At 41.9% G+C, this 26,537-nt stretch carries 20 protein-coding genes and 9 pseudogenes; 2 read left to right on the top strand and 27 right to left on the bottom strand.

Annotated elements, in window-relative coordinates:
- Window positions 1-132: 132 nt before the first annotated feature.
- Complete coding sequence (locus IJ23_RS02905) at window positions 133-1,170, top strand: extracellular solute-binding protein (RefSeq protein ID WP_033905298.1); 1,038 nt, start codon at window positions 133-135, stop codon at window positions 1,168-1,170.
- An 88-nt stretch (window positions 1,171-1,258) separates the two neighbouring features.
- On the opposite strand, the gene cobB is transcribed toward IJ23_RS02905, so the two are convergent.
- Complete coding sequence (gene cobB, locus IJ23_RS02900) at window positions 1,259-1,990, bottom strand: Sir2 family NAD+-dependent deacetylase (protein WP_005377522.1); 732 nt, start codon at window positions 1,988-1,990, stop codon at window positions 1,259-1,261.
- A 118-nt stretch (window positions 1,991-2,108) separates the two neighbouring features.
- Here cobB and IJ23_RS25350 point away from each other — a divergent pair, with 118 nt between their 5' ends.
- Window positions 2,109-2,282, top strand: coding sequence for a hypothetical protein (locus tag IJ23_RS25350; protein ID WP_169628679.1), 174 nt, complete (start codon window positions 2,109-2,111; stop codon window positions 2,280-2,282).
- A 32-nt stretch (window positions 2,283-2,314) separates the two neighbouring features.
- On the opposite strand, the gene IJ23_RS02895 is transcribed toward IJ23_RS25350, so the two are convergent.
- The 26 genes and pseudogenes from IJ23_RS02895 to IJ23_RS02780 all read right to left on the bottom strand — a co-directional run bounded on the left by IJ23_RS02895 (window position 2,315) and on the right by IJ23_RS02780 (window position 26,308).
- On the bottom strand, window positions 2,315-3,535 hold the full coding sequence (locus tag IJ23_RS02895; RefSeq protein ID WP_033905297.1) for an ammonium transporter: 1,221 nt from the start codon (window positions 3,533-3,535) through the stop codon (window positions 2,315-2,317).
- 322 nt (window positions 3,536-3,857) lie between these two features.
- Window positions 3,858-3,968, bottom strand: a pseudogene (locus tag IJ23_RS25795) (immunity 49 family protein); the annotation flags it as partial.
- A 9-nt stretch (window positions 3,969-3,977) separates the two neighbouring features.
- Complete coding sequence (locus tag IJ23_RS02890; protein ID WP_225452442.1) at window positions 3,978-4,556, bottom strand: ankyrin repeat domain-containing protein; 579 nt, start codon at window positions 4,554-4,556, stop codon at window positions 3,978-3,980.
- Window positions 4,532-4,783, bottom strand: coding sequence for a hypothetical protein (locus IJ23_RS02885; RefSeq protein WP_033905296.1), 252 nt, complete (start codon window positions 4,781-4,783; stop codon window positions 4,532-4,534). Before IJ23_RS02885 ends, IJ23_RS02890 begins: the two co-directional genes overlap by 25 nt.
- A pseudogene (locus IJ23_RS25505) lies at window positions 4,784-5,676 on the bottom strand (RHS repeat-associated core domain-containing protein); the annotation flags it as partial.
- 88 nt (window positions 5,677-5,764) lie between these two features.
- Window positions 5,765-6,319, bottom strand: a complete 555-nt coding sequence (locus IJ23_RS02875; protein WP_033905294.1) for an imm11 family protein — start codon at window positions 6,317-6,319, stop codon at window positions 5,765-5,767.
- A 429-nt stretch (window positions 6,320-6,748) separates the two neighbouring features.
- Window positions 6,749-7,006 carry a hypothetical protein gene (locus tag IJ23_RS25345; RefSeq protein ID WP_128740512.1) on the bottom strand — a complete coding sequence of 86 codons (258 nt, stop codon included), beginning with the start codon at window positions 7,004-7,006 and terminating at the stop codon, window positions 6,749-6,751.
- Window positions 7,007-7,078: 72 nt separating this feature from the next.
- A complete protein-coding gene (locus IJ23_RS02865) occupies window positions 7,079-7,978 on the bottom strand; it encodes an immunity 49 family protein (protein ID WP_033905292.1) in 900 nt (299 codons plus the stop codon).
- A gap of 673 nt (window positions 7,979-8,651) precedes the next feature.
- Window positions 8,652-8,870 (bottom strand): hypothetical protein, encoded by a 219-nt coding sequence (locus tag IJ23_RS02860; protein ID WP_033905291.1) that lies wholly within the window; start codon window positions 8,868-8,870, stop codon window positions 8,652-8,654.
- A 196-nt stretch (window positions 8,871-9,066) separates the two neighbouring features.
- Window positions 9,067-9,280 (bottom strand): annotated as a pseudogene (locus tag IJ23_RS25340) (hypothetical protein); the annotation flags it as partial.
- A 63-nt stretch (window positions 9,281-9,343) separates the two neighbouring features.
- Window positions 9,344-10,246: an immunity 49 family protein gene (locus tag IJ23_RS02855; protein ID WP_033905290.1), complete on the bottom strand. Its 903-nt coding sequence runs from the start codon at window positions 10,244-10,246 to the stop codon at window positions 9,344-9,346.
- A 168-nt stretch (window positions 10,247-10,414) separates the two neighbouring features.
- Complete coding sequence (locus IJ23_RS02850; RefSeq protein ID WP_033905289.1) at window positions 10,415-11,314, bottom strand: immunity 49 family protein; 900 nt, start codon at window positions 11,312-11,314, stop codon at window positions 10,415-10,417.
- A 17-nt stretch (window positions 11,315-11,331) separates the two neighbouring features.
- Window positions 11,332-11,728: pseudogene (locus IJ23_RS25790) on the bottom strand (hypothetical protein); the annotation flags it as partial.
- A 28-nt stretch (window positions 11,729-11,756) separates the two neighbouring features.
- The gene (locus tag IJ23_RS02845; protein WP_033905288.1) at window positions 11,757-12,659 is read right to left on the bottom strand and encodes an immunity 49 family protein; all 903 of its coding nucleotides are present in this window, start codon (window positions 12,657-12,659) and stop codon (window positions 11,757-11,759) included.
- A 168-nt stretch (window positions 12,660-12,827) separates the two neighbouring features.
- Window positions 12,828-13,709: an immunity 49 family protein gene (locus IJ23_RS02840; protein ID WP_033905287.1), complete on the bottom strand. Its 882-nt coding sequence runs from the start codon at window positions 13,707-13,709 to the stop codon at window positions 12,828-12,830.
- 67 nt (window positions 13,710-13,776) lie between these two features.
- Window positions 13,777-14,236: pseudogene (locus tag IJ23_RS24680) on the bottom strand (RHS repeat-associated core domain-containing protein); the annotation flags it as partial.
- A gap of 175 nt (window positions 14,237-14,411) precedes the next feature.
- Window positions 14,412-15,302 carry an immunity 49 family protein gene (locus IJ23_RS02825; RefSeq protein ID WP_033905285.1) on the bottom strand — a complete coding sequence of 297 codons (891 nt, stop codon included), beginning with the start codon at window positions 15,300-15,302 and terminating at the stop codon, window positions 14,412-14,414.
- 1 nt (window position 15,303) lies between these two features.
- Window positions 15,304-15,764 (bottom strand): annotated as a pseudogene (locus tag IJ23_RS25785) (RHS repeat-associated core domain-containing protein); the annotation flags it as partial.
- A 28-nt stretch (window positions 15,765-15,792) separates the two neighbouring features.
- Complete coding sequence (locus tag IJ23_RS02820) at window positions 15,793-16,680, bottom strand: immunity 49 family protein (RefSeq protein ID WP_033905284.1); 888 nt, start codon at window positions 16,678-16,680, stop codon at window positions 15,793-15,795.
- 1 nt (window position 16,681) lies between these two features.
- Window positions 16,682-17,569, bottom strand: a pseudogene (locus IJ23_RS25270) (RHS repeat-associated core domain-containing protein); the annotation flags it as partial.
- A 45-nt stretch (window positions 17,570-17,614) separates the two neighbouring features.
- Window positions 17,615-18,514 (bottom strand): immunity 49 family protein, encoded by a 900-nt coding sequence (locus IJ23_RS02810; protein WP_033905282.1) that lies wholly within the window; start codon window positions 18,512-18,514, stop codon window positions 17,615-17,617.
- Window positions 18,507-18,983, bottom strand: a pseudogene (locus IJ23_RS02805) (RHS repeat-associated core domain-containing protein); the annotation flags it as partial. The pseudogene IJ23_RS02805 and the gene IJ23_RS02810, both read right to left, overlap by 8 nt.
- A gap of 28 nt (window positions 18,984-19,011) precedes the next feature.
- Complete coding sequence (locus tag IJ23_RS02800) at window positions 19,012-19,914, bottom strand: immunity 49 family protein (protein ID WP_033905278.1); 903 nt, start codon at window positions 19,912-19,914, stop codon at window positions 19,012-19,014.
- Window positions 19,904-20,949 (bottom strand): annotated as a pseudogene (locus IJ23_RS25265) (RHS repeat-associated core domain-containing protein); the annotation flags it as partial. The pseudogene IJ23_RS25265 and the gene IJ23_RS02800, both read right to left, overlap by 11 nt.
- A gap of 66 nt (window positions 20,950-21,015) precedes the next feature.
- Window positions 21,016-21,918: an immunity 49 family protein gene (locus IJ23_RS02785; protein WP_033905276.1), complete on the bottom strand. Its 903-nt coding sequence runs from the start codon at window positions 21,916-21,918 to the stop codon at window positions 21,016-21,018.
- Entirely contained in the window at window positions 21,911-26,308 is a 4,398-nt protein-coding gene (locus tag IJ23_RS02780; RefSeq protein ID WP_033905275.1) for an RHS repeat-associated core domain-containing protein, read from the bottom strand. Before IJ23_RS02780 ends, IJ23_RS02785 begins: the two co-directional genes overlap by 8 nt.
- Window positions 26,309-26,537 lie beyond the last annotated feature (229 nt).

The raw sequence follows: 26,537 nt of genomic DNA, 5'->3' as shown, positions 1-26,537 counted from the left end.
TTTATCGTCTCATAACAAGGAGACAACGATATTCAAGCTAAATGAACATATTTGTGCTTACTGTGATTTGGCTCAAATTGATAACTCCAACTAGTATTGACTTGTCCAATCGCGAAACAAAACGGAAAACAAATGAAAAGTAAATTCTACGCAAGCGCTCTATGTGCAGCGACGCTCATCGCTACCCCTGCAATGGCTGCTGATCAAGAACTGTATTTCTACAACTGGTCGGAATACATTCCAAACGAAGTTCTTGAAGACTTTACAAAAGAAACTGGAATCAAAGTTATTTACTCTACATACGAATCTAACGAGAGTATGTATGCAAAACTAAAAACTCAAGGTTCTGGTTACGACTTGGTAGTACCGTCTACCTATTTCGTCTCTAAAATGCGTAAAGAAGGCATGCTACAACAGATCGACAAAGAGAAATTATCTCATTTTGCCGATCTTGATACTAACTTCCTAAACAAACCGTTCGATCCGAACAACAACTACTCTATCCCATACATTTGGGGTGCGACCGGTATTGGTATCAATGCTGACATGCTAGACAAGTCATCGGTTTCTAAATGGGATGATTTCTGGGATAGCAAGTGGGAAGGTCAACTAATGCTGATGGATGATTCTCGCGAAGTATTCCACATTGCATTGACTAAGCTTGGTTACTCACCAAACACGACTAACCCAGAAGAAATCAAAGCCGCTTACGAAGAACTGAAAAAGCTAATGCCAAACGTATTAGTATTTAACTCAGACTTTCCTGCAAACCCTTACCTTGCGGGTGAAGTTTCACTAGGCATGCTTTGGAACGGTTCTGCATACATGGCTCGTCAAGAAGGCGCGAACATCGACATCATCTGGCCAGAAAAAGGCACTATCTTCTGGATGGACAGCCTAGCAATTCCAACTGGCGCAAAGAACGTTGACGCCGCTCATAAGATGATCGATTTCCTACTACGTCCTGAGAATGCAGCTAAAATCGCACTAGAGATTGGTTACCCTACTCCAGTTAAAACGGCACACGATCTGCTACCGAAAGAATTTGCTAATGATCCAAGCATCTTCCCACCACAAGAAGTGATGGACAGCGGTACTTGGCAAGATGAAGTTGGCGAAGCGAGCGTAATGTACGATGAGTACTTCCAAAAGCTAAAAGTGAACAACTAATTCGTTAGTTTTAAAGATATGAAAAAGCGGCTCATGAGCCGCTTTTTTGCTCTTAATGACAAGACAAAAACTCTTCCTGTTGAAGTTATTACGCTCTTTCTTTTCCTTCTAGAGCCAGTATCTCGTCAACTAATTTTGGAACCTCAACGCTTGCTTTTCCGTAGCGTTTTTCCTCAAATTCACTTTCTACCGCACTAGGTTCTAGGTTAATTTCAATGGTATGTGCGCCGTGCATTTTTGCATCATGAACAAAACCTGCTGCGGGATACACAACGCCAGAAGTCCCAATCGAAATAAACAAATCTGCTTCTTCTAATGACGCGTAGATATCACCCATTCGCAGTGGCATTTCACCAAACCAAACAATATGTGGTCGCATTTGTGAAGGGATCTGACAACAATGACAAAGCTCGCCGGTCTTAATGTCCTCATTGTGCTCTACTACTTGGTTAGATTCACTACAGCGGGCCTTGAGCAACTCACCATGCATGTGAATCACATTCTGACTGCCTCCTCTTTCGTGAAGGTTGTCTATATTTTGAGTGATGACCGTCACTTTACCTTCTAACTCAGCCTCTAAACGACCCAATGCTTCATGCGCTGCATTAGGCTTTATCGCATTATCTTGAAGTTTCTTGCGGCGTTGGTTGTAAAAATCTTGAACAAGGTCCGGATCGCGAGCAAACCCTTCAGGCGTTGCTACATCTTCGATACGGTGATTCTCCCATAGGCCATCTTGCGCACGAAATGTTTGAATACCAGATTCGGCCGAGATACCTGCACCAGTAAGTACTACAATATTTCTATAAGGGAAATTCATAACTCATCCTTGCTGTTTTTTCATTAGCTTAACACTGAAAGAATAGCAACAGTAGTAATATGGATTAGACCATAGTCGTAATGGTCACTATTAGAATTACAATTTAAGAGGAACAGCAATGAGACAAGTATCTCTAGCGTTTATATTGCTTATGACTTTGGCAGGCTGTCAACTTACCAATGTTGAAGGCGAAGTCGATGATGTAAAGGTAAGAGTCAGCTCCAATGATGATGACCATCGAGGTAATGGTAATTTCTGTCCTCCAGGCCAAGCCAAGAAAGGCAATTGCTAAAAGAGCGGCTTTATGCCGCTCCCATATTGGCCTCAATCCTCGTTGGTCGAAGATATTTTATGAATGGCTAGGTCAGCGCCATTGAATTCGTCTTCTTCTGAAAGCCTTAGTCCCATACTGGTATTAATCGCGCCGTAGACTGCAAGTGCCCCAAGCACAGCGATGGAAATGCCCAAAAGCGTTCCTAGAAACTGAACGATAATGCTCACGCCCCCTAGCCCACCCAACGAGCTTTGGCCAAAGATCCCCGCAGCAATACCACCCCAAGCGCCACATACACCGTGTAAAGGCCAGACACCCAGCACATCATCAATCTTGGTTTTGTTTTGTAGGTGGGTAAAAAGATAAACAAATAGCACGCCAGCAATCGCACCTGTCACTAAAGCACCGATAGGATGCATTAAGTCTGAGCCCGCACATACAGCAACTAAGCCAGCCAGTGGGCCGTTATGAATAAAGCCAGGGTCATTCTTACTAGCCAACAATGACGCAACAATGCCTCCGACCATTGCCATCAATGAGTTCATAGCCACCAAGCCACTTATGCCTGACACAGTTTGAGCTGACATGACGTTGAAGCCAAACCACCCCACACATAAGATCCAAGCTCCCAAGGCCAAAAAAGGAATATTCGAAGGTGCAAAGTTGGTGTGCTTTCCTGCTCGAACTCTGCCTTTTCTCATGCCCAAAAACACGACGGCAACAAGCGCTATCCAGCCGCCAACACCATGTACAACGACTGAACCTGCAAAATCGTGGAAGCCATAACCAAAGGTATTTTCAAACCAAGCTTGAACACCAAAGTTTCCGTTCCAGATCATTCCCTCAAATAACGGGTATACGATGCCGACAGTGAAAAATGTTGCGATTAGAATCGGATAAAAACGAGCTCGTTCTGCGATACCACCTGAAACAATAGCGGGAATCGCTGCAGCGAAGGTCAGCAAGAAAAAGAACTTCACTAACTCGTAACCATTGCCTTGAGATAATGTCTCAGCATCAGCAAAGAAGGTGCCGCCATAAGCGACCCAGTATCCAATAAAAAAATACGCGATGGCGGATATACCGAAATCAACCAATATCTTAACTAAAGCATTAACTTGGTTCTTTTGGCGCACGGTTCCTACTTCAAGAAAAGCGAAACCAGCATGCATCAAAAAAACCATGATTGCGCCAAGTAGTAAGAAAAGTGTGTCGGAACTTTGCGTGAGAGTTTGTACAGCGCCGTGTACCTGATTGGCAGTTACACTCATTATAATTGTCTCCATTGATCTGTAGCGCACTTATCCTGTGCATCAAAGTTAGGCTCATCACCAATTTGGTGAACTTGATTTATAGAGCGTCTAACAGAGCAATTCTCATTCCATAATTTATATTTCTAACACTTACGCTTTAATTTATTGTTTTGTATGAACTTTAATAAAATTAGGTATTCTTGAAATGGTGTTTAACATGCTAATAAATGCACCAATGTGGTTTTAGTGCACCAACATAATGCGCACCATATAGCTCAACAAAACGTAAAAGCCACCTCATGAGAGGTGGCTTATATACTGAATTGCTAACTAAAGGAGTTTATCGAGTGATCTTCCCTGCTTTTACATCTTCTAGCCAACGCCCTTCAACAAGATAAGGTGGAAGCCAACCGGTTTCAACAGATAGACGGTTGCCTTTGTCGTACCATATTAACTTCTACTAAGCGTGCCTATTGTGCTCTTTAATCATTTCTGCGATTTCCTTGCGTCCCCACTCATAAGTAAACGCTATAGCGTCCATGTCTTTCATAGAGTTACCAGTATATTTTACCTTTGTATCTATACCAGCTTTTAGTAATAGCTCCACAATATTTTTATGACCTGCATGGATCGCAGCAAACAATGGGTTGCGGTCTGGTTCAGATATATCCATCACTGCATTTCTTTCTAGAAAATAGGTAAGTAAGTCTAAATGACCTTCATATGCAGCTGTATTTAAAGGAGTTACACCTGAAGGCCCCCCCTTAACATTTACATCAATACCTAGATTCACCAGAAGCTCTACAATTTTATCTTGCCCTTGCTCCGTTGCGATATGCAACCAAGAACCCAGAGGCGTAATTAGATGAAGTAATTTGTCATCTCCTGAGAGAATTTTTTCAACCTCACTCACGTCACCGGATCTAATCGCGGCCATTACATCTTTTGCGCTATGCTCACCTGCCATATTTATCTCCTCAGCTGCGGTTTTAACCAGTAATTTTAAAGCATTAACTATATCACCGCGTTTACCCAACATTTATCTGTCACTTTAAGAGTATCAACAACCTGCCGCAACGCATAAATATCATACTGACCTTGAATCCGATTTGGAGCCCACACTAAGTTCTCCCTGCGGATTGCTATTAGCTCTTTGCGCTCATCTAAATCTTCATTGATATACATTTGGTAGTCAGCGACATCATTTGGTGTCAATTGAGGTTCCGCCTTTCTCTTCATGCTAACTTTCTTTTTATTATCAGACATTTAATCCAGTCCTAATTCTACGTTAAATTCCTTTACATTAACTGAAGAAACCTCTACAGCATCAGAAATAGCCGCTGCGGTGTGAATATATCTAACAGGAGTTTTTTTTCTCAATGCTTTTTATACTTCTGGCCGCTTTCCATTCGGTTGTATCTTTGTCCTTTTGAGCCATTAGAACAGTAATTACAGTTGCATATTCAGTTGTCCCTTGCTGATATGCCATGTTACCTATCTTACGGCTGCGCAGCGGGCTGCTCCCTCCTTTGGCCTCAACAATTATAATTTCACCTAGTGGCGGCTCTGCCACCTAGTAAACCATATCAAAATCGCCCGGCTTCTAAATTTACCTTAGGGATGAAGCAGCTTAGCATTAGGACGTTTACTCCGGACAAAGTCATCCGCGGCTAACTCACCAATTTTTGCAGATTTCTGATTAATCTTGGCGATTTGAGCGTTATATCCATCTTCGCCAGTTCGAGCCTTCCTAGCCTCTTAACGTTCTTTAAAACACTCTTCAATTTTTGCTTTGTTTCGTTTTATTAGCTCATAATCACTCATATAGAGTTCTGAGTTTTTTTATACTCTGCTTTATTCAGCACAAGATCTTCAGTGAAGATCGTGCAACCTTCTTCTCCGCCAACTTTCTCAGAGTCAAAAACATGCGCATTGACAAATTCCTCAATCCCAACAACATACTGCACTTCGTGTCTGCTGCCATCTTCTCCGACGGATGACTCTTTTGCAGCGTTTAAAATCTGATCGCAAACCTCTTGGGGGACATCGCTTTGGGCCTGATACTCTGCCTACATTTGACCCAAGCGTTTTAGCCCTTCTTCACACAAGAAGCCTGTTGGGTCAATCCACTGGATAGGATTGACTGCATATTGGTAATGCCACTATTGACAGTTCAACTAACAAGCTCCCAATCATAAATATAAAAGCCACCTCGTAAGAGATGGCTAAAAAAATACCCGAGGAGCTCTAAAAAGGACGCCATTCACTTTCTGACTTAAATACCACTCCTGAAAAATCTTTGTTCTCGATTAATTCAGCCAGTTTTTCATCGACACATAATAACCACTCGATAGCATCCAGTTGAAATATAGTTTTCTGCATTTCAATATCTTTCTTAAGGACAACTCGATCAATTGAATCAACCTCTCCATCAAACTCACTAAATATTGAATGATTTCTATCCAGTAAATCGCAAATCGCAAGAACATTTAAAAAATAGTATTCACCAAAACTTTTACCTTGGTAATTAACCTCAATCGGTAGGAATTCAACTTCACTCGTTTGTGTGTGCTTAGAAATTAAATCAGATAACCGTCGACTCACGATTAATAAAGGACCACTAAGAAAACTATCCGCAGGCTTGTCATCTGATATGACATCAATAGTAACTTTTGGCCATTTGTCTCCTAGGGCAACGCCTCCCGTCAGATTCAATCCTATTAATACACTAGACTGCGTTACTTTGCCTTGAGTAAAATCGGAGTCTCTATCTACCTTGTTGGTCCAAATTTTAAGTGTCATTACTACTTCCTACTTTTCCATTGCGGATCATCCAATTGCGATCGAGCTTCATTCTTTTCCAGAGCATTCCTAATGTTACTTTCTGTTTTTCCAATTTCATCTACAAAAATCATATCATCGATCAAACCACGACCATACTTAGTTTACAACGCTCTCATTTCTCGTCGAACTAAAGCACCTGAGAACCTTGGTGCCTAGCACTTAGATGTCTACCCACGTGTCAGGGAAGGCCTATTTCGACAGATGTTTTAATATTAGTTGGAAGTGCAATCCCATTTGCACCTCTGTTAATGTTATAATCAAGTTCGGTAGCTCTATGCATGACCGGATATTCCTGAGCAATATTGATACTAATTTGGTGATTTCCAGCATGGTTTTCAGGTAACCCGCCAACTATTTCGTTATTTAACTTGAGCCCACAACCTCTTCTTAAAGAACCGCCATAATAATTCGCAACACTCCCCTCCTTTGAGTTTTATTTAAGGGGATGATTTGGACAATTTCCTCTATACCTACAACATATTGAACTTTGCGTTTACTACCATCTGAATGATTGATATAACGATGAAAAGTAACTTCGTTCTTCTCGCAATCAATATGGTCTAAATCGTATTCATATCGAATATGATTTTTAACTTTGGGTTTTCTGATAATGCCACGAATGATTGGTCGTTCGGCAAACAACAAACTCCCCACCATAAATATAAAGCCATTTCAAGAGAAAGATGGCTTATAGACTGAATTGCTAACTAAAGGGTGTTATTGAGTGATCTTCCCTGCTTTTACATCTTCTAGCCAACGTCCTTCAACAAGATAGGGTGGAAGCCAACCGGTTTCAACAGATAGACGGTTGCCTCTGTCGTACCACATGCAAGCCATGCCAAGCAGAGGGAAATTAATGAACGTGCGGAGCCCTATTCTATCTGGCCCTAATTCTCTAAGATGATATTTCTCTTGGAACTGTAGGTTTTTAACGAGCACTTCCTCAAAATCATAACCAATATTAGTAGTGAGCGCTGCGAAGGTTTCTAGGATCCCCATCGCAATTTCCAACGCCCAATTATCCCCTTGAGCTACCGCTGCGTCCATTGCTGCAACCAGCTTATTAGGATAATCCGATGTGCGGTTGTGGAACGACTGAATGACGTCTACTAGCATATAAGACAGCTCACCCGCTTTGGTAGAGCTCTGTCTCATCAAAGAAATCGAAAAGTTCGCTAACACATCCATGCTAGCTTTGTCACGAACGATGACAGAGGTAAAATACGCATCTAGCCACATTGAGGGGCAAATGAAGCCTGTTTTTAAAATACCTTCGCCTTTCCATGTTACTTCTGGATAATCAGGTAATTTAACGCTTTGAGGTTCATTTGGTTTAATGGCAAGTTGATGGTAAAAAGCACGCATCAATGATGCCTCATAAAGGCAAAGTGTTCCGATTTGTTCAGTTTCTATTGAAGATGGAAAGCAACTATACCACCTCACTTGTTCTGAAACGTCGTCGCTAAGAGCGACTAAGTTCTCCCTGCGGATTGCTATTAGCTCTTTGCGCTCATCTAAATCTTCATTGATATACATTTGGTAGTCAGCGACATCATTTGGTGTCAATTGAGGTTCCGCCTTTCTCCTCATGCTAACTTTCTTTTTATTATCAGACATTTAATCCAGCCCTAATTCTACGTTAAATTCTTTTACATTAACTGAAGAAACCTCTCCAGCATCAGAAATAGCCGCTGCGGTGTGAATATATCTAACAGGAGTTTTTTTTCTCAATGCTTTTTATACTTCTGGCCGCTTTCTATTCGGTTGTATCTTTGTCCTTTTGAGCCATTAGATCAGTAATTGCAGTTGCATATTCAGTTGTCCCTTGCTGATATGCCATATTTCCAACCTTACGGCTGTCTAGTGGGCTAATACCTCTTAACGTCTACGAGAATAATTTCCCTGGGTTTTGGGTTCTTCTACAAGGTAGGCCATACCGTAGTCTCCTGGTTGTAAGAAAACACGCCATTATTTTTTAGGGGACAACTCCTAGTTAAGTGACATACCGTTGAGTCTTAGCCATAAAATGCCATGTGTCACGAAACATGAACGCCAAAAATAGAGATCTAACCTATTTTTTCCAGTACCCTCTAGATGCTCGCTCTGGGATTACCAGATTCCAAACAGATTTACTGCCTATAGATTCGTAAAACTCGGCGGCCCCGATCTCTTTAGTGGACGGCTGAAACCAATGAGGTTGAGGCACTTTTTTAGAATTCCATTATAAACTGCCATAGCAATTGCTGTTTCACAGCACTCAACGTCGGTCAAGCCTTTGAAGGGGCCCTCCTTATATAAAATAAGTTTTTTCCGAGCCACTATATTGAGCAATTACAGACGTAACTGCCTTTCTATCACCATTATTTATTTTCAAAGTAAGCCCTGACTTTCCTAGCAAGGCTTTTAAATCGCACTCATTATTAGTAACCCACTTTTTAAGAGCCATATCATTAATAATGTTATCTCTGAAATTTATGAGTATAGTCACAAGATCATCTTCAAAATTCATTTTATCCTCAACTTTGTAATGGGATAACCTAGCTATCGTCCCAACTTTTAGTTTCTCCTAGAAATTGATTAACTCCACCTTCACCGACTGCTGGGTAAAAATCGCTCGTAGGCTCCCATCCAACGCTTAATGCCCCCAAAAAGGGCGAGATACCGTTAGTTTTATTAATTCATTGACTGGAATTTTGACTAGAGCTTCTGATATGTTTTTTACCTTTTGGCTTTCGGATTTTGACTTGCGAGAGAACGCCATCTTCTCCGACGGATGACTCTTTTGCTGCCTCTAAAATCTGATCGCAAACCTCTTGGGGGAAAGTTATTTTGTGCCTGATACTCTGCCAACATTTGCTGTAAGCGTTTTTCACAGAGGAAACCTGTTGAGTCAATCCACTAGATGGAGTTGATTGAATATCGGTAAACATATAATCCACCTCGTGAAAGGTGGATTATTTACTGAATTGCTAACTAAAGGATTTATCGAGTGATCTTCCCTGCTTTTACATCTTCTAACCAATGCCCTTCGACGAGATAAGGAGGAAGCCAACTGGTTTCAATAGATAGACGGTTGCCTTTGTCATACCACATACATGCCATACCAAGCAGAGGGAAAGATATGAAGGTTTCTATAGAAATTAAGCCCTCTGGCTTATCGAGCCTCATTTGGTATTGCTCTTGGAACTGTAGGTTCTTAATGAGTACTTCTTCAAAGTCATAACCGATGTCAGTTGTCAGGGCCGCAAAAGTTTCCAAAATACCCATGGCGATTTCTAATGCCCAATCATCACCCTGAGAAACTGCCGCGTCCATCGCGGCCACCAGTTTATCAGGGTAGTCCGACGTGCGGTTATGGAACGACTGAATGACATCTACTAGCATATAAGACAGCTCACCCGCTTTGGTAGAGCTCTGTCTCATCAAAGAAACCGGAAAGTTCGCCAATACATCCATGCTAGGTTTATCACGCACAATCACCGAAGTAAAATAAGCATCAAGCCACATTGAAGGACAAATAAAGCCTGTTTTAAAAATACCTTCACCATCCCATGTCACTTCTGGATAGCCGAGTATCTGGATACTTAATTCTTCATTGGGATTCATAGCAAGTTGATGATAACAGGCTCCCATTAAAGAAGTTTCGTAAAGACGTAATGTACAAATTTGTTCGTCTTCATGCGTAGTTTGAAACCAGGTATACCAGCGAGCCTGGTCGATGGCAAAATCACCAAGACTAACCAAGTTTTCTCGCCTGACCTTAAGACCTTCTTTTCTGTTATCTAAAACCCGGTTTATAAAATTTTTTTTACTCACAATGGCTTGTGTGTCAAGTTCAGGATTTGCTTTGCGCTCTACAATCTTGATCGATTCTTTACTTTGCATTTTGACTTAATCCTTTTGAATCAATTTTAAACTCTACTACTTCTACTACTACGTCTGAGGGCTTCAAGCTATTCGAGTAAAAGGGCTTAGGTATCTTTAAAAAGGACACATAATGCCAAGTGTAACGCAACAAAACGTCAGAAATGATGACCTAGCTCCCTTTGAATCTTAGCGAATTATATTTCCGGCTTTTACATCCTCTAACCAACACCCTTCGACGAGATATGGAGGAAGCCAACCAGTTTCGACAGATAAACGGTTGCCTTTGTCGTACCACATACAAGCCATGCCAAGCAGAGGGAAGTTAATAAAAGTGCGGATGCCTGTCCTATCTGGTCCTAATTCTCGAAGATGATATTTTTCTTGGAATTGTAGGTTTTTGACTAGCACTTCCTCAAAGTCATAACCAATGTTAGTAGTGAGCGCTGCGAAGGTCTCTAGGATCCCCATCGCAATTTCCGACGCCCAGTTATCCCCTTGAGCTACCGCTGCGTCCATTGCTGCAACCAGCTTATCAGGATAATCCGATGTGCGATTGTGGAACGACTGAATGACGTCTACTAGCATATAAGACAGCTCACCCGCTTTGGTTGAGCTCTGTCTCATCAAAGAAATCGGAAAGTTCGCCAATACATCCATGCTGGGTTTATCACGAACGATGACAGAGGTGAAATAGGCATCTAACCACATTGAAGGACAAATGAAGCCTGTTTTTAAAATACCTTCGCCTTTCCATGTTACTTCAGGATAGTCGAGGATCTTTATGGTTAATTTATCATTGGGATGCATTGCAAGGCTATGATAACAAGCACTCATCAACGAAGTTTCATAAAGGCGTAATGTACAAATTTTTTCGTCTTCACATGAAGCTTGATACCACGTAAACCAGCGCACTTGCTCGAATGCATAATCTCCAAAGCTAATCAAGTTCTCTCGCCTAATTTTGAGCCCTTCTTTTCTTTTATCTAAGATTCGATTGATATAATCTTTCTCAGAAGCAATGCTATTATCATCTAACCTGGGCCTTGCTGTACGCTCTATAATTTTGGCTGGCTTTTTACCTTGCATTGTTGAACTAACCCTTCTTAATCAATTTTAAACTCAGCTATTCCTAGTTTTATATCTGATGCATCTCTGATTTTTTTCGCAGCTATTTTTTCTGTCGTTTCATCTTCGTTTTCAGACATTAGCTTAGTGATTTCTTCAGCTTATTTGCTAGACCCTTGCTGATACGCTTCGTTTCCAATCTTACGGCTGCCCATAGGGCAGCTACCCCCCTTTGGCCTCAACAATTATAATTTCACCTGGTGGCGGCTCTTCCACCTCGTAAACCATATCAAAATCGCCCGGCTTCGAAATTGAGGTTCCAATATCTTTGGGATGAAGCAGCTCAGCATTAGGACGTTTACTCCGAACAAAGTCATCCGCGGCTAACTCACCAATTTTTGCAGATTGCTGATTAATCTTGGCGATTTGAACGTTATTATACTGAATTGCTAACTAAAGGGTTTTATCGTGTGATCTTCCCTGCTTTTACTTCTTCTAACCAACACCCTTCGACGAGATATGGAGGAAGCCAACCAGTTTCGACAGATAAACGGTTGCCTTTGTCGTACCACATACAAGCCATGCCAGGCAGAGGGAAAGAGATGAAGGTTTCTATAGAAATTAAGTCCTCTGGCTTATCGAGCCTCATTTGGTATTGCTCTTGGAACTGTAGGTTTTTAACTAATACTTCTTCAAAGTCATAACCGATGTCAGTTGTCAGGGCAGCAAAAGTTTCCAAAATACCCATGGCGATTTCTAACGCCCAGTCATTACCCTGAGCAACTGCCGCGTCCATCGCGGCCACCAGTTTATCAGGGTAGTCCGATGTGCGGTTATGGAACGACTGAATGACATCTACTAACATATAAGACAGCTCACCCACTTTGGTAGAGCTCTGTCTCATCAGAGAAATCGGAAAGTTCGCCAATACGTCCATACTTGGCCTGTCACGCACAATTGCCGATATAAAATAAGTATCCAGCCACATTGAAGGACAAATGAAGCCCATTTCTAAGATACCTTCACCATCCCATGTTACTTCTGGATAACCGAGTATCTGAACAGTTAATGGCTCATTCGGAAACATAGCCAGCCGATGATAACAAGCCCCCATTAATGAAGTTTCATAAAGACGTAATGTACAAATTTGTTCGTCTTCATGTGAGGTTTGAAACCAGGTATACCAGCGAACCTGGTCAATGGCAAAATCACCAAAACTAACCAAGTTTTCTCGCCTGACTTTAAGACCTTCTTTTCGCTGTTCTAATATCTTATTGATGAATTCTTTCTCAGAATAAACTCCACTTTCACTCAGCTCAGGATCTGCTTTGCGTTCTACAATTTTGATTGTTCCTTTACTTTGCATTTTAACGTAGTCCTTTGGAATCAATTTTAAACTCTGCTACTTCTACTACTACGTCTGAGCGCTTCAAGCTATTCGAGTAAAAGGGCTTAGGTATCTTTAAAAAGGACACATAATGCCAAGTGTAACGCAACAAAACGTCAGAAATGATGACCTAGCTCCCTTTAAAGCTTAGCGAATTATATTTCCGGCTTTTACATCCTCTAACCAACACCCTTCGACGAGATAGGGAGGAAGCCAACCAGTTTCGACAGATAAACGGTTGCCTTTGTCGTACCACATACAAGCCATGCCAAGCAGTGGGAAGTTAATAAAAGTGCGGATGCCTATCCTATCTGATCCTAATTCTCGAAGATGATATTTTTCTTGGAATTGTAGGTTTTTGACTAGCACTTCCTCAAAGTCATAACCAATGTTAGTAGTGAGCGCTGCGAAGGTTTCTAGGATCCCCATCGCAATTTCCGACGCCCAGTTATCCCCTTGAGTTACCGCTGCGTCCATTGCTGCAACCAGCTTATCAGGATAACCCGATGTGCGATTGTGGAACGACTGAATGACGTCTACTAGCATATAAGACAGCTCACCCGCTTTGGTAGAGCTCTGTCTCATCAAAGAAATCGGAAAGTTCGCCAATACGTCCAAGCTAGGTTTATCACGAACGATGACAGAGGTAAAATACGCATCTAGCCACATTGAAGGACAAATGAAACCTGTTTTTAAAATACCTTCGCCTTTCCAAGTTATTTCAGGATGATCAGGTACCTTAACCGTCAAAGGGCTTTCAGGTTTTTGAGCTAGTCGATGATAGCTAGCTTGCATTATCGAGGCTTCAAATAGACGCAGCGTTCCTATTCGGTCATTTAGTTCAGACACTGGAAACAAAGTATATAACCTAACTTGCTCCCAAACCCCGTCTGTTAGATATATCAAGTTTTCGCGCTTTATTGTGATACGATGTTTTCTTTTCTCTAAGTTTTTTTCTATTTGTTTTGTATAGTAATTAAGTTCCTCAGTATTCAACTCGTAGGCTGCTTTTCTATTTATCTTTTTCATACTAACTTTACTTCCCTTAACCTAATTCTTCGAGGCTAATATCAAACTCTTTTACATTCACTTTAGATACGCCATCTGAAGCATCAATTTCTGTTGTACCAGCTTTTTGTTCAGACATTAATTTAACGATTTCCGCCGCATATTTGCTTGTCCCTTGCTGATATGCTTCATTGCCAATTTTACGACTGCCGAGCGGCCTGCTGCCACCCTTAGCCTCGACGATGATGATTTCTTCAGTATCATCTGAGAGGTACACCATATTGAAATCACCTGGTTTCGATCCCTAAGTTGCAAGGTCTTTGGGATGGCTCAACTTAGCATTAGGGCGTATATTCCGAATAAAGTCATCCGCGACCAACTCACCAATTTTTGCAGACTGCTGGTTAATTATTACCAATTTGAGCGTGATATCCCTCTTTGCTAGCTCGAGCGTCCATTGCCTCTTGACGCTCTTTCAAGCATTCATCAATTTTTGCTTTGTTTCTTTCTGTTAGCTCATAATCACTCGTATTGAGTTCAGACTTTTTTATACTATGCCAGTATTGGCTGCCCCAAACCTGTTGGGTCAATCCACTGGATATGGTGGACTGCATATTGGTAATGCCACCAATGATGGAGCGTTCAACAAACAACAAGCTCCCCACCTCAAACGTAAAAGCCACCCCATGAGAGATGGCTTGTATATTGATTTGCTAAAGGAGTTTATCGAATGATCTTCCCTGCTTTTACATCTTCTAGCCAACGTCCTTCGACGAGATAAGCTGGAAGCCAACCAGTTTCAACTGACAAACGGTTGCCTTTGTCGTACCACATACAGGCCATGCCAAGAAGAGGGAAAGATATGAAAGTTTCTATAGAAATCAAGTCCTCTGGCTTATCGAGCCTCATTTGGTATTTCTCTTGGAAATGTAGGTTTTTAACGAGCACTTCCTCAAAATCATAACCAATATTAGTAGTGAGCGCTGCGAAGGTTTCTAGGACCCCCATCGCAATTTCCAACGCCCAGTTATCCCCTTGAGCTACCGCTGCGTCCATTGCTGCAACCAGCTTATCAGGATAATCCGATGTGCGATTGTGGAACGACTGAATGACGTCTACTAGCATATAAGACAGCTCACCCGCTTTGGTAGAGCTCTGTCTCATCAAAGAAATCGGAAAGTTCGCCAATACGTCTAAACTTAGCCTGTCACGCACAACTGTCGATATGAAATACATATCAATCCATCTATTAGGATTTATGCACCCCGTTTTTAAAATACCTTCCCCGTCCCACTTTACTTCAGGATAGTCGAGAATCTTTATAGTTAATTCACCATTGGGATTCCTAGCAAGTCGATGATAACAAGCGCCCATTAGAGAAGTTTCGTAAAGACGTAATGTACAAATTTGTTCGTCTTCATGCGAGGTTTGAAACCAGGTATACCAGCGAACCTGGTCAATGGCGAAATCACCAAGACTGACCAGGTTTTCCCGCCGGATTTTAAGGCCTTCTTTTCTTTTATCTAATATTTTATTGATAAATTCTTTCTCAGAAGAAACCCCACTTTCACTCAACTCAGGGTTTGCTTTGCGTTCTACAACTTTACTTTGCATTTTAAATTAGCCCTTTAGAATTAATTTTAAACTCTGCCACTTTTAGTTTTACATCCGATGCATCCCCGTTCTCTTGAATGCTTGCTTGAGTATGTATATATCGAATAGGTATGCCGGATAAAGCTGCATCTTGGATTTGTCTTGCTGTTATTTTTCAGTCGTCCCTTCCTTTTTTCAGACATTAGGTTGGTGATTTCTGCAGTGTATTCGATATGCCATATTTCCAATTTTTCTGCTACCCAGCGGGCTGCTACCCCCTTTAGCCTCAACAATGATAATTTCACCTGGTGGAGACTCTTCCACATCGTAAACCATATCAAAGTCGCCCGGCTTCGAAATTGAGGTTCCAATATCTTTGGGATAAAGCAGCTTAGCATTAGGACGCTTACTCCGGACAACGTCATCTGCGGCCAACTCACCAATTTCTGCAGATTGCCGATTAATCTTGGCGATTTGAAAGTTATTATACTGAATTGCTAACTAAAGGAGTTTATCTAGTGATCTTCCCTGCTTTTACATCTTCTAACCAACGTCCTTCGATGAGATAGTGAGGAAGCCAACCAGTTTCAACAGATAGACGGTTGCCTTTGTCGTACCACATGCAAGCCATGCCAAGCAGAGGGAAATTAATAAACGTGCGGATCCCTATTCTATCTGGTCCTAATTCTCGAAGATGATATTTCTCTTGAAACTGTAGGTTTTTAACGAGCACTTCCTCAAAATCATAACCAATGTTAGTAGTGAGCGCTGCGAAGGTTTCTAGGATCCCCATCGCAATTTCCAACGCCCAGTTATCCCCTTGAGCTACCGCTGCGTCCATTGCAGCAACCAGCTTATCAGGATAATCCGGTGTGCGGTTGTGGAACGACTGAATGACGTCTACTAGCATATAAGACAGCTCACCCGCTTTGTTAGAGCTCTGCCTCATCAAAGAAATTGGAAAGTTCGCCAATATGTCCATACTTGGCCTGTCACGCACAATTGTCGATATGAAATACATATCAAGCCATCTATTAAGATTTATGCACCCCGTTTTTAAAATGCCTTCCCCGTCCCACTTTACTTCAGGATAGTCGAGAATCTTGATAGTTAATTCATCATTGGGATTCATAGCAAGTCGATGATAACAAGCGCCCATTAGAGAAGTTTCGTAAAGACGTAATGTACAAATTTGTTCGTCTTCATGCGAGGTTTGAAACCAGGTATACCAGCGAACCTGGTCAATGGCGAAATAACCAAGACTGACCAGGTTTTCCCGCCTGATTTTAAGACCCTCTTTTCGCTGATCTAGTATCTTATTGATAAATTCTTTCTCAGAAGAAACTCCACTTTCACTCAACTCAGGGTTTGCTTTGCGTTCTACAACTTTACTTTGCATTTTAACTTAGTCCTTTGGAATCAATTTTAAATTCTGACACTTCTACTTTTACATCTGAGACATTCCCACCTTCAGGGATGTTTGCTTGAGTATGTATATATCGAATAGGTATACCGAACGAAGCTGCATGTTGAATTTTTCTTGCTGATATGCCATATTTCCAATTTTTCTACTACCCAAAGGACTGCTCCCCCCTTTGGCCTCAACAATGATAATTTCACCTGGTGGTGGCTCTTCCACCTCGTAAACCATATCAAAGTCGCCCGGCTTCGAAATTGAGGTTCCAATATCTTTGGGATGAAGCAGCTTAGCATTAGGACGTTTACTCCGGACAAAGTCATCCGCGGCTAACTCACCAATTTTTGCAGACTGTTGGTTAATATTGCCAATTTGAGCGTTATATCCCTCTTCGCCAGTTCGAGCGTCCATTGCCTCTTGACGCTCTTTCAAGCATTCATCAATTTTTGCTTTGTTTTTTTCTGTTAGCTCATAATCACTCATATTGAGTTCTGAGTTTTCTTTATACTCTGCTTTATTCAGCACAAGATCTTCAGTGAAGATCGTGCAACCTTTCTCCCCACCAACTTTCTCAGAGTCAAAAACATGCGCATTGACAAACTCCTCAATCCCAACAACATACTGCACTTCGTGTCTGGTGCCATCTGAATGATTAATATGACGATAAAAAGTAATCTCGTTTCTCTCGCAATCGATATGGTCTAAATCGTATTCATATCGGATATGATTTTTACCTTTTGGGGAACGTTATTTGCGCCTGATACTCTGCCAGCATTTGCTGTAAGCATTTTAACCCTTCTTCACAGAGGAAACCTGTTGGGTCAATCCACTAGATGGGGTTGATTGAATATCGGTAAACATATAAGCCACCTCGTGAAAGGTGGCTTATATACTGAATTTCTAACTAAATGATAATTTATCGAGTGATCTTCCCTGCTTTTACTTCTTCTAGCCAACGCCCCTCGACGAGATAAGGAGGAAGCCAACCGGTTTCAATAGATAAACGGTTGCCTTTGTCGTACCACATACAAGCCATGCCAAGCAGAGGGAAGTTAATAAAAGTTCGGATGCCTATCCTATCTGGTCCTAATTCTCTAAGATGATATTTCTCTTGAAACTGTAGGTTTTTAACGAGCACTTCCTCAAAATCATAACCAATGTCAGTAGTGAGCGCTGCGAAGGTTTCTAGGAGCCCCATCGCAATTTCCAACGCCCAGTTATCCCCTTGAGCTACCGCTGCGTCCATTGCTGCAACCAGCTTATCAGGGTAATCCGATGTGCGGTTGTGGAATGACTGAATGACATCCACTAACATGTAAGAAAGCTCACCTTCCTTAGTGGCGCTTTGCTTCATTAGAGAAATCGGAAAGTTCGCCAACAGGTCCATACTGGGTTTGTCACGCACAATCACCGAAGTGAAATAAGCATCAAGCCATCGGTTAGGGTGTAAACACCCCGTTTTTAAAATACCTTCACCTTTCCAGATTACTTCCGGGTATCCAGGTAATTGAATACTTTGAGGCTCGTCAGGTCTCATGGCGAGCTGATGATAAAAGGCACGCATTAATGATGCTTCATATAGACATAGTGTGCCGATTCTCTCATCATCATCTAATGGAGGTAACCATGTATACAAACGGAGTTGATAAGAAATACCATCGCTCAAGTAAACCAAGTTTTCTCGTTTTATAGATATGCGCCTTTTCCTTTTGTCTAAGCTCTCTTTTATCTCTTCTCGATAAGCTTCTCTTTCAAAATCACTTAGTTCAACATGAGCTACTCGTTCAACCTTTTTTACCTTTGAGTTATCAACCATTTCTGAACTCTCCTATATCTATATCAAACTCTTTTGCTATGAACTTGGAAACCTTACCACTAGAAGATATTTCTGCTTGCGTATGTACATAACGTATTGGTATACCATCTTGAATAGCAGAGTTAATGCTATTAGCAGCTGCCTTTTCTGTAGTCCCATATTTCTTACTGTCCATCAAAGATACTATTTCTGTCGCATATTCAGTGGTCCCTTGCTGATATGCCATATTTCCGAGCTTACGGCTACCCAGCGGGCTGCTACCCCCTTTAGCCTCAACAATGATAATTTCACCTGGTGGAGACTCTTCCACATCGTAAACCATATCAAAGTCGCCCGGCTTCGAAATTGAGGTTCCAATATCTTTGGGATAAAGCAGCTTAGCATTAGGACGCTTACTCCGGACAACGTCATCTGCGGCCAACTCACCAATTTCTGCAGATTGCCGATTAATCTTGGCGATTTGAAAGTTATTATACTGAATTGCTAACTAAAGGGGTTTATCGAGTGATCTTCCCTGCTTTTACTTCTTCTAGCCAACATCCTTCGACGAGATAGGGAGGAAGCCAACCAGTTTCAACTGATAAACGGTTGCCTTTGTCGTACCACATACAGGCCATGCCAAGAAGAGGGAAAGATATGAAAGTTTCTATAGAAATCAAGTCCTCTGGCTTATCAAGCCTCATTTGGTATTTCTCTTGGAACTGTAGGTTTTTAACGAGCATTTTCTCAAAGTCATAACCAATGTCGGTAGTGAACGCCGCGAAGGTTTCTAGGATCCCCATCGCAATTTCCAACGCCCAGTTATCCCCTTGGGCTACCGCTGCGTCCATTGCTGCGACGAGCTTGTCAGGATAATCCGATGTGCGGTTATGGAACGACTGTATGACGTCTACTAACATATAAGACAGCTCACCCGATTTGGTAGAGCTCTGTCTCATCAAAGAAATCGGAAAGTTCGCCAATGCGTCTAAACTTGGCCTGTCACGCACAACTGTCGATATAAAATACATATCGATCCATCTATTAGGATTTATGCACCCCGTTTTTAAAATGCTTTCACCACCCCACTTTACTTCAGGATAGTCAAGGATCTTGATAGTTAATTCTTCATTGGGATTCATAGCAAGTTGATGATAACAGGCTCCCATTAAAGAAGTTTCATAAAGGCGTAATGTACAAATTTGTTCGTCTTCATGAGAGGCTTGAAACCAGGTATACCAGCGAACCTGGTCAATGGCAAAATCCCCAAGACTGACCAGATTTTCCCGCCTGATTTTAAGGCCTTCTTTTCTGTTATCTAAAACCCGGTTTATAAATTTTTTCCGATTCACAATGGCTTGTGTGTCAAGTTCAGGATTTGCTTTTCGCTCTAAAAATTTGACCGATTCTTTACTTTGCATTTTGACTTAATCCTTTTGAATCAATTTTAAACTCTGCCACTTCTAGTTTTACATCTGAGGCCTTACCACTTTCAGGGATATTCGCTTGAGTATGTATATATCGAATAGTTCTGCCGGATAAAGCGGCGTATTGAATTTCGTCGGCAGCTAATTTTTCAGTCGTTCCTTCCTTTTTTCAGACATTAGGTTGGTGATTTCGGCAGTGTATTCCGTTGTCCCTTGCTGATATGCCATATTTCCAATTTTTCTGCTACCCAGCGGGCTGCTACCCCCTTTGGCCTCAACAATTATAATTTCACCTGGTGGCGGCTCTTCCACCTCGTAAACCATATCAAAATCGCCCGGCTTCGAAATTGAGGTTCCAATATCTTTGGGATGAAGCAGCTTAGCATTAGGACGTTTACTCCGGACAAAGTCATCCGCGGCTAACTCACCAATTTTTGCAGACTGTTGGTTAATATTGCCAATTTGAGCATTATATCCCTCTTCGCCAGTTCGAGCGTCCATTGCCTCTTGACGCTCTTTCAAGCATTCATCAATTTTTGCTTTGTTTTTTTCTGTTAGCTCATAATCACTCATATTGAGTTCTGAGTTTTCTTTATACTCTGCTTTATTCAGCACAAGATCTTCAGTGAAGATCGTGCAACCTTCTTCCTCGCCAACTTTCTCTGAGTCAAAAACATGCGCATTTACAAATTCCTCAATCCCAACAACATACTGCACTTCGTGTCTGCTGCCATCTGAATGATTGATATGACGATAAAAAGTAATCTCGTTTCTCTCGCAATCGATATGGTCTAAATCGTATTCATATCGAATATTGTTTTTACCTTTGGGTTTTCGGATTTTGACTTGCGAACGAACGCCATCTTCTCCGACAGATGACTCTTTTGCTGCTTCTAAAATCTGATCGCAAACCTCTTGGGGAACGTTGTTTTGCGCCTGATACTCAGCCAGCATTTTCTGCAAGCGTTTTAGCCCTTCTTCACAAAGAAAACCTGTTGGGTCAATCCACTGGATGGGGTTGATTGAATATCGGTAAACATATAAGCCACCTCGTGAAAGGTGGCTTATATACTGAATTTCTATATAAATGATAATTTATCGTGTGATCTTCCCTACTTTTACATCTTCTAGCCAACGCCCTTCAACGAGATAAGGAGGAAGCCAACCGGTTTCAACAGATAAACAGTTACCTTTGTCGTACCACATACAAGCCATGCCAAGCAGAGGGAAAGAGATGAAGGTTTCGATTGAAATCAATTTTTTAGGAGCATCCAAGCGCATTTGATATTGCTCCTGGAACTGCAGGTTCTTAATGAGTACCTCTTCAAAGTCATAATCAATATCGGTTGTCAGGGCGGCAAAGGTTTCTAAAATGCCCATGGCGATTTCTAATGCCCAGTCATCACCCTGAGCAACTGCAGCGTCCATTGCTGCGACTAGCTTATCGGGGTAATCCGATGTGCGGTTGTGGAATGACTGAATCACATCCACCAGCATGTAAGAAAGCTCACCAGCCTTCGTAGAACTTTGTTTCATCAGAGAAACCGGAAAGCTCGCCAATACGTCCATACTTGGCCTGTCACGCACGATCACCGAAGTGAAATAAGCATCAAGCCATCGGTTAGGGTGTAAACACCCCGTTTTTAAAATACCTTCACCTTTCCAGGTTACTTCCGGGTATCCAGGTAATTGAATACTTTGAGGCTCGTCAGGTCTCATGGCGAGCTGATGATAAAATGCACGCATTAATGATGCTTCATATAGACATAGTGTGCCGGTTCTCTCATCATCATTTAATGGAGGTAGCCATGTATACAGGCGAATTTGCTCAGACACATCATCACTCAAATAAACCAAGTTTTCTCTTTTTATCGCAATGCGCCTTTTTCGTTTATCTAAGTTCTCTTTTACTTCTTCTCTGTAAGCATCTATTGCCGCTTGAGTTAGACTAATATGAGCCAATCGCTCAATCTTTTTTAATTCCTTGGCATCAAACATTTCCAAATTCTCCCATGTCTATATCAAATTCTTTCGCTTTAATTTTCGCGACTTTACCATCTGAAGATATTTCTGCTTGTGTATGAATATAACGAATCGGAATATCATCTTTGATAGCGGATTTGATGTGATTTGCAGCAATCTTTTCCGTTGTACCTTGTTCTTGCTTAGACATCTCACCAATAATTGCTGCTGTATATTCAGTTGTCCCTTGCTGATATGCCATATTTCCAATTTTACGACTGCCGAGCGGGCTGCTGCCACCCTTAGCCTCGACGATGATGATTTCTTCAGGATCATCTGAGAGGTACACCATATCGAAATCACCTGGTTTCGATCCCGAAGTTGCAAGGTCTTTGGGATGGATCAACTTAGCATTAGGGCGTATATTCCGAACAAAGTCATCCGCGACCAACTCACCAATTTTTGCTGACTGCTGGTTAATTTTAGCAATTTGGGCGTTATGCCCTTCTTCGCCGCTACGCGCATCCATTGCCTTTTGACGTTCTGCTAAACACTCATCAACCTTTTGTTTGCATTCTTCAGAAAGTTTGTATTTCTCATCCTCATCCTTATTATTGAATTCGAATTCTGAGTTATCCTTGTAATCCGCTTTATTCAGCACTAGGTCCTCGGTGAAGATGGTGCAGGTCTTATCGCCACCGACCTTCTCTGAATCAAACACGTGAGCATTAACAAACTCTTCTATCCCGACTACGTACTGCACTTCATGTTTGCTTCCGTCAGAATGATTAATGTGGCGATAAAAAGTAATCTCGTTCTTCTCGCAATCAATATGGTCTAAATCGTACTCATATCGGATATGATTTTTACCTTTTGGTTTTCGGATTTTGACTTGCGAGCGAACGCCATCTTCTCCGACGGATGATTCTTTTGCTGCTTCTAAAATCTGATCGCAAACCTCTTGGGGGACATCGCTTTGCGCCTGATACTCTGCCAACATTTGACCCAAGCGTTTTAGCCCTTCTTCACAAAGGAAACCTGTTGGATCAATCCACTGGATAGGGTTGACTGCATATTGGTAATGATTAATACCACCAGCAATAGATATCGGATCTTGTTGGATAAAACGTCCTAGTTTAGGATCGTAATACCGAGCGAGGTTGTAATGTAAGTTGGTTTCTTGATCGAAGTACTGCCCTTGAAAACGCAGTGGATTTGCTACATTTTCAATATGTACATGAGCAAAGCCGTGAGCATCGTAGCTGGCACTCCATACAACATTCCCCTCGCAATCGATCAGTCGCTCTGGTTTACCAACTTGATCGCACTGGTACCAATAAATAACGTCATTTTCTAGCAGTGCCACTGGCGTGTAGGTTTCTGGTTGATATAGGTACCAACGGAAAGCACCTGAAGAGCGTTCACCAATTAAACGTTCACCTTCCCACAGGAACTCCGTAACGCCTTGTTGTGTAATTTTCTTCGTTCTGCGCCCTAATGCATCATATTCATATTGACTGATGCCATCGTCGGTGTGAACTTCAATGAGCTGATTTAACGCATCAAATACGCGAGTCTGAACGTGTCCTTGCCCCTCACGTTTTGTCTGATTTCCTTGCGCGTCATATTTGAACCGTACATCATCGTGTACTTCAATACGATCAGCGAATACCTCTGAAGATGGCAAAGTAGGATTGCCAAAACTATCGTATTCAAACTTAGTCACTTCTCCGGAAGCATTGACTCGTTTAAGTTGCCCTAAGGCATCGTACTGATAGTGTGTTGCTCCTGCCGTATTATCAATGATTGATGAAATACGGTTTTGCGCATTGTAAACGTACTTTTTCTCTCTATCAGGCCAATGTTGTTCGACCAAACGACCAACACCATCATAAATGATGCGCTCATTAAAATGTGCCGTTTCAATTTGGGAAACTCGTCCCATTTCATCGTAATGAAATTTGATTTGAGGTAAATCTAGGTTTCCAAATCGAATCGCTGAAAAACGCCCATATCGATCATAAGAGAAGTTCAGCTCCGTATTATCTGGCAGTACCTGAGATACGCGTTGGCCAACTCTGTTAAACTCCTGCGCTATCTCAAACTGGCCTTGAATGCGCTTTGTTAAATGCCCGAATGAAGAGTATTGGTATTGCAATGTGTGATGGCGATTGGATGCGAAAGTAAGTCGCCCACCAAGCGTATAATTGAAGTGGTTCTCTACAATACTGCTACCATTTCCTGCTTTGACGTGCATGAGATAACCCGCAGCGTCATAGCGATACAGCACCGTCCTATCGGCGACTTGCTTACGATGGATCCGTCCCATATGATCATAATCAAATTGGCTTTGTAGATTATCAAACCCGACAGTTCCTGACAGCTGGCCTTCATCGTCATACAGGAATTCGAACTCTAAGCCGTCACTCCGAACTAATTTAGTCAGGTTACGTTGTTGATCGTATTCATAAGAAATATGGCTGCCATCGGGAAAGATGACTGCTTCTTGTTGCGCGAGTGCTCCCCATTGATACGAGGTAATGCCTGCTGGCGTTCGAATCTGAGCAACACGGCTGTGCTCATCGTAAGAATATTCTTCGCTATAACCGACTTTGTCTTCGTCGTTAAAATAACGAACTGATGTACGCCTGCCAAATTGATCATAAGCGAGTTGAGCAATACACCCATCGGGATAAGCAACGCCATTCACTAAATCTTCTTCATTGTAGCTATAACGAAGTAATGTACCGTCTATTTCATTCGCGATAAGTCTTTGTTGTTCATCCCACCACCACTGACTTTTCTTACCATCTTCAGACTCTTTTTTGACGACTTGACCGTGTTTATCGTAATCATATTCCGTGACACAGCCGAACTGATCGGTATCCCAAACTCTTTGACCGAGGCTATTGTAGTAAGCCTTCTCGATATCCCCATCAGGTGAAACCGTTTTAACTAACTTACCTAAGCCGTCATAACCATATTGAATTTCTTTTCCAGAGGAATGAAACTTAGAGACTAATTGACCATGCTGATTATATTGATAATTGACCGTTGACTGATCAGGATAGATAGCTTGTGCTTTTCGTCCTAGTTCATCATATTGCCATCGCCAAGTTTTACCTGTGGGGCTTATTTTCTCGAGTAAGTTACCCTGCTCGTCATGCAAGAAAGACCATTGATGATCTAACGAGTCAGAATAAGAAGAATGATTTCCCTGATAATGGAAGCGATAGTCATAAATTCCTGCGTCCCCAACGTTTCTGATGCACTTCGCTTTTGCACCTTCGCCATCCCATTCAAAATAATGAGTAAAGCCAGTTGGTCGTACACGCTTAACAATTAAATGGCCGCGGTATTGATACTGTTCCTTTAAGCCTAAATGATTAGTTGCACTGACCAAATCATCGTGCTCATCATAGGTATAAGTTGTCAGAACTTTTTGGGACTTTGCATTAAGCAGTTCTACAAGGCGTCCTTGCTTATCATATTGACATTCAAGAACCGGACGCTTGTTATATGCGATCTCGATCAATCGATGGTTTCGAGAATACTGCAATTGAAACGTTGAAAACGTGCCATTTCTAACTTGTTTAACAAGCCAGCGATCATCTTTTTGCTCAAACCGATATTGATGCCCATTAGCGAGCGTTACAATCCGAGTTGTTGAGCTCAGGAAATAACAGCTCGCACCAGCGTATATTTGATAACTTGTTGCTCCAATATCTACTGGCTCAAATTCTGTGATATCGGCCTTATCGTCAACAAACTCCCAAGCGATAACATTGTCTTTCTCGTTCGTCTTTTCGCGTAATTCAAACTGAAATGCATGTCGCCAACCAAAGCCCATTCCATGATTTACATCCGACTGCGAAGAGCGGTAAGTACGCTGCCAAGTAGTACCTTGTTGTAGCTCGATATCATAGAGTTCGAGAATTTCTTCACCCGTCACAAGTGATACAGGATCACCGGCTTTCTCATGTTTTTCGCTGCTTTGTTGCTGAGGCTTGGCGGATGCGGCACTTCTGCCACTCTTTTTATTCGACTTCCCCTTTCCCTTCGATGGTTTTGCATTGACGGTATTTTGAGTCGGTGGAGGCGTAACCGCTGACGAGAGTGCGTAGTTTTCGCCGGTAGGTACAATTCGAGCGACATGCAAATCACCGTTCACCAAAGCATTGGCAAACGTTGAATTATAGTGTTGGGAAGTAAGCTCACCGTCAGGTATGTTTGGCTTGAATTGACCAATCGTATAGAACAAGTCCTCGACAGAGCGAAGGTCAAGCTCACCAAAGCTCTCAAGAAACTCTATTGCCTCTTGTTTGGTCACGAATGTTTTAGGTTCGCCGCTAGTAAGTAACTGACCAGAGAAGTGATAACTTTCGCCAAAGCGATTCGTGATAGGAATGACGAATTGAGGGATCATAGCCGTAACGTGTTTGTCCTTTTCTTACCTTGCCGCATCATTTAATGCTCGTTTCGCTCTTTTTATTTGTGAGAGCAAGATGCCTTAATCAAACATCCTCCGATAGAGATTCCTCTGTATGCGTAGACTGAATGTATTGATGGCAATTTTCACGTATGCAACTCTTTGAATTTCTGAGCGCAGCGTACTTTAACGGGACGATGAATCCTGAGTAAATGAACAATAGCGT

It is taken from the genome of Vibrio sp. OY15, from assembly GCF_000742455.1.
Taxonomy (GTDB): Bacteria; Pseudomonadota; Gammaproteobacteria; order Enterobacterales; family Vibrionaceae; genus Vibrio; species Vibrio alginolyticus.
This window is presented reverse-complemented; position numbering and strand designations above follow the sequence as displayed.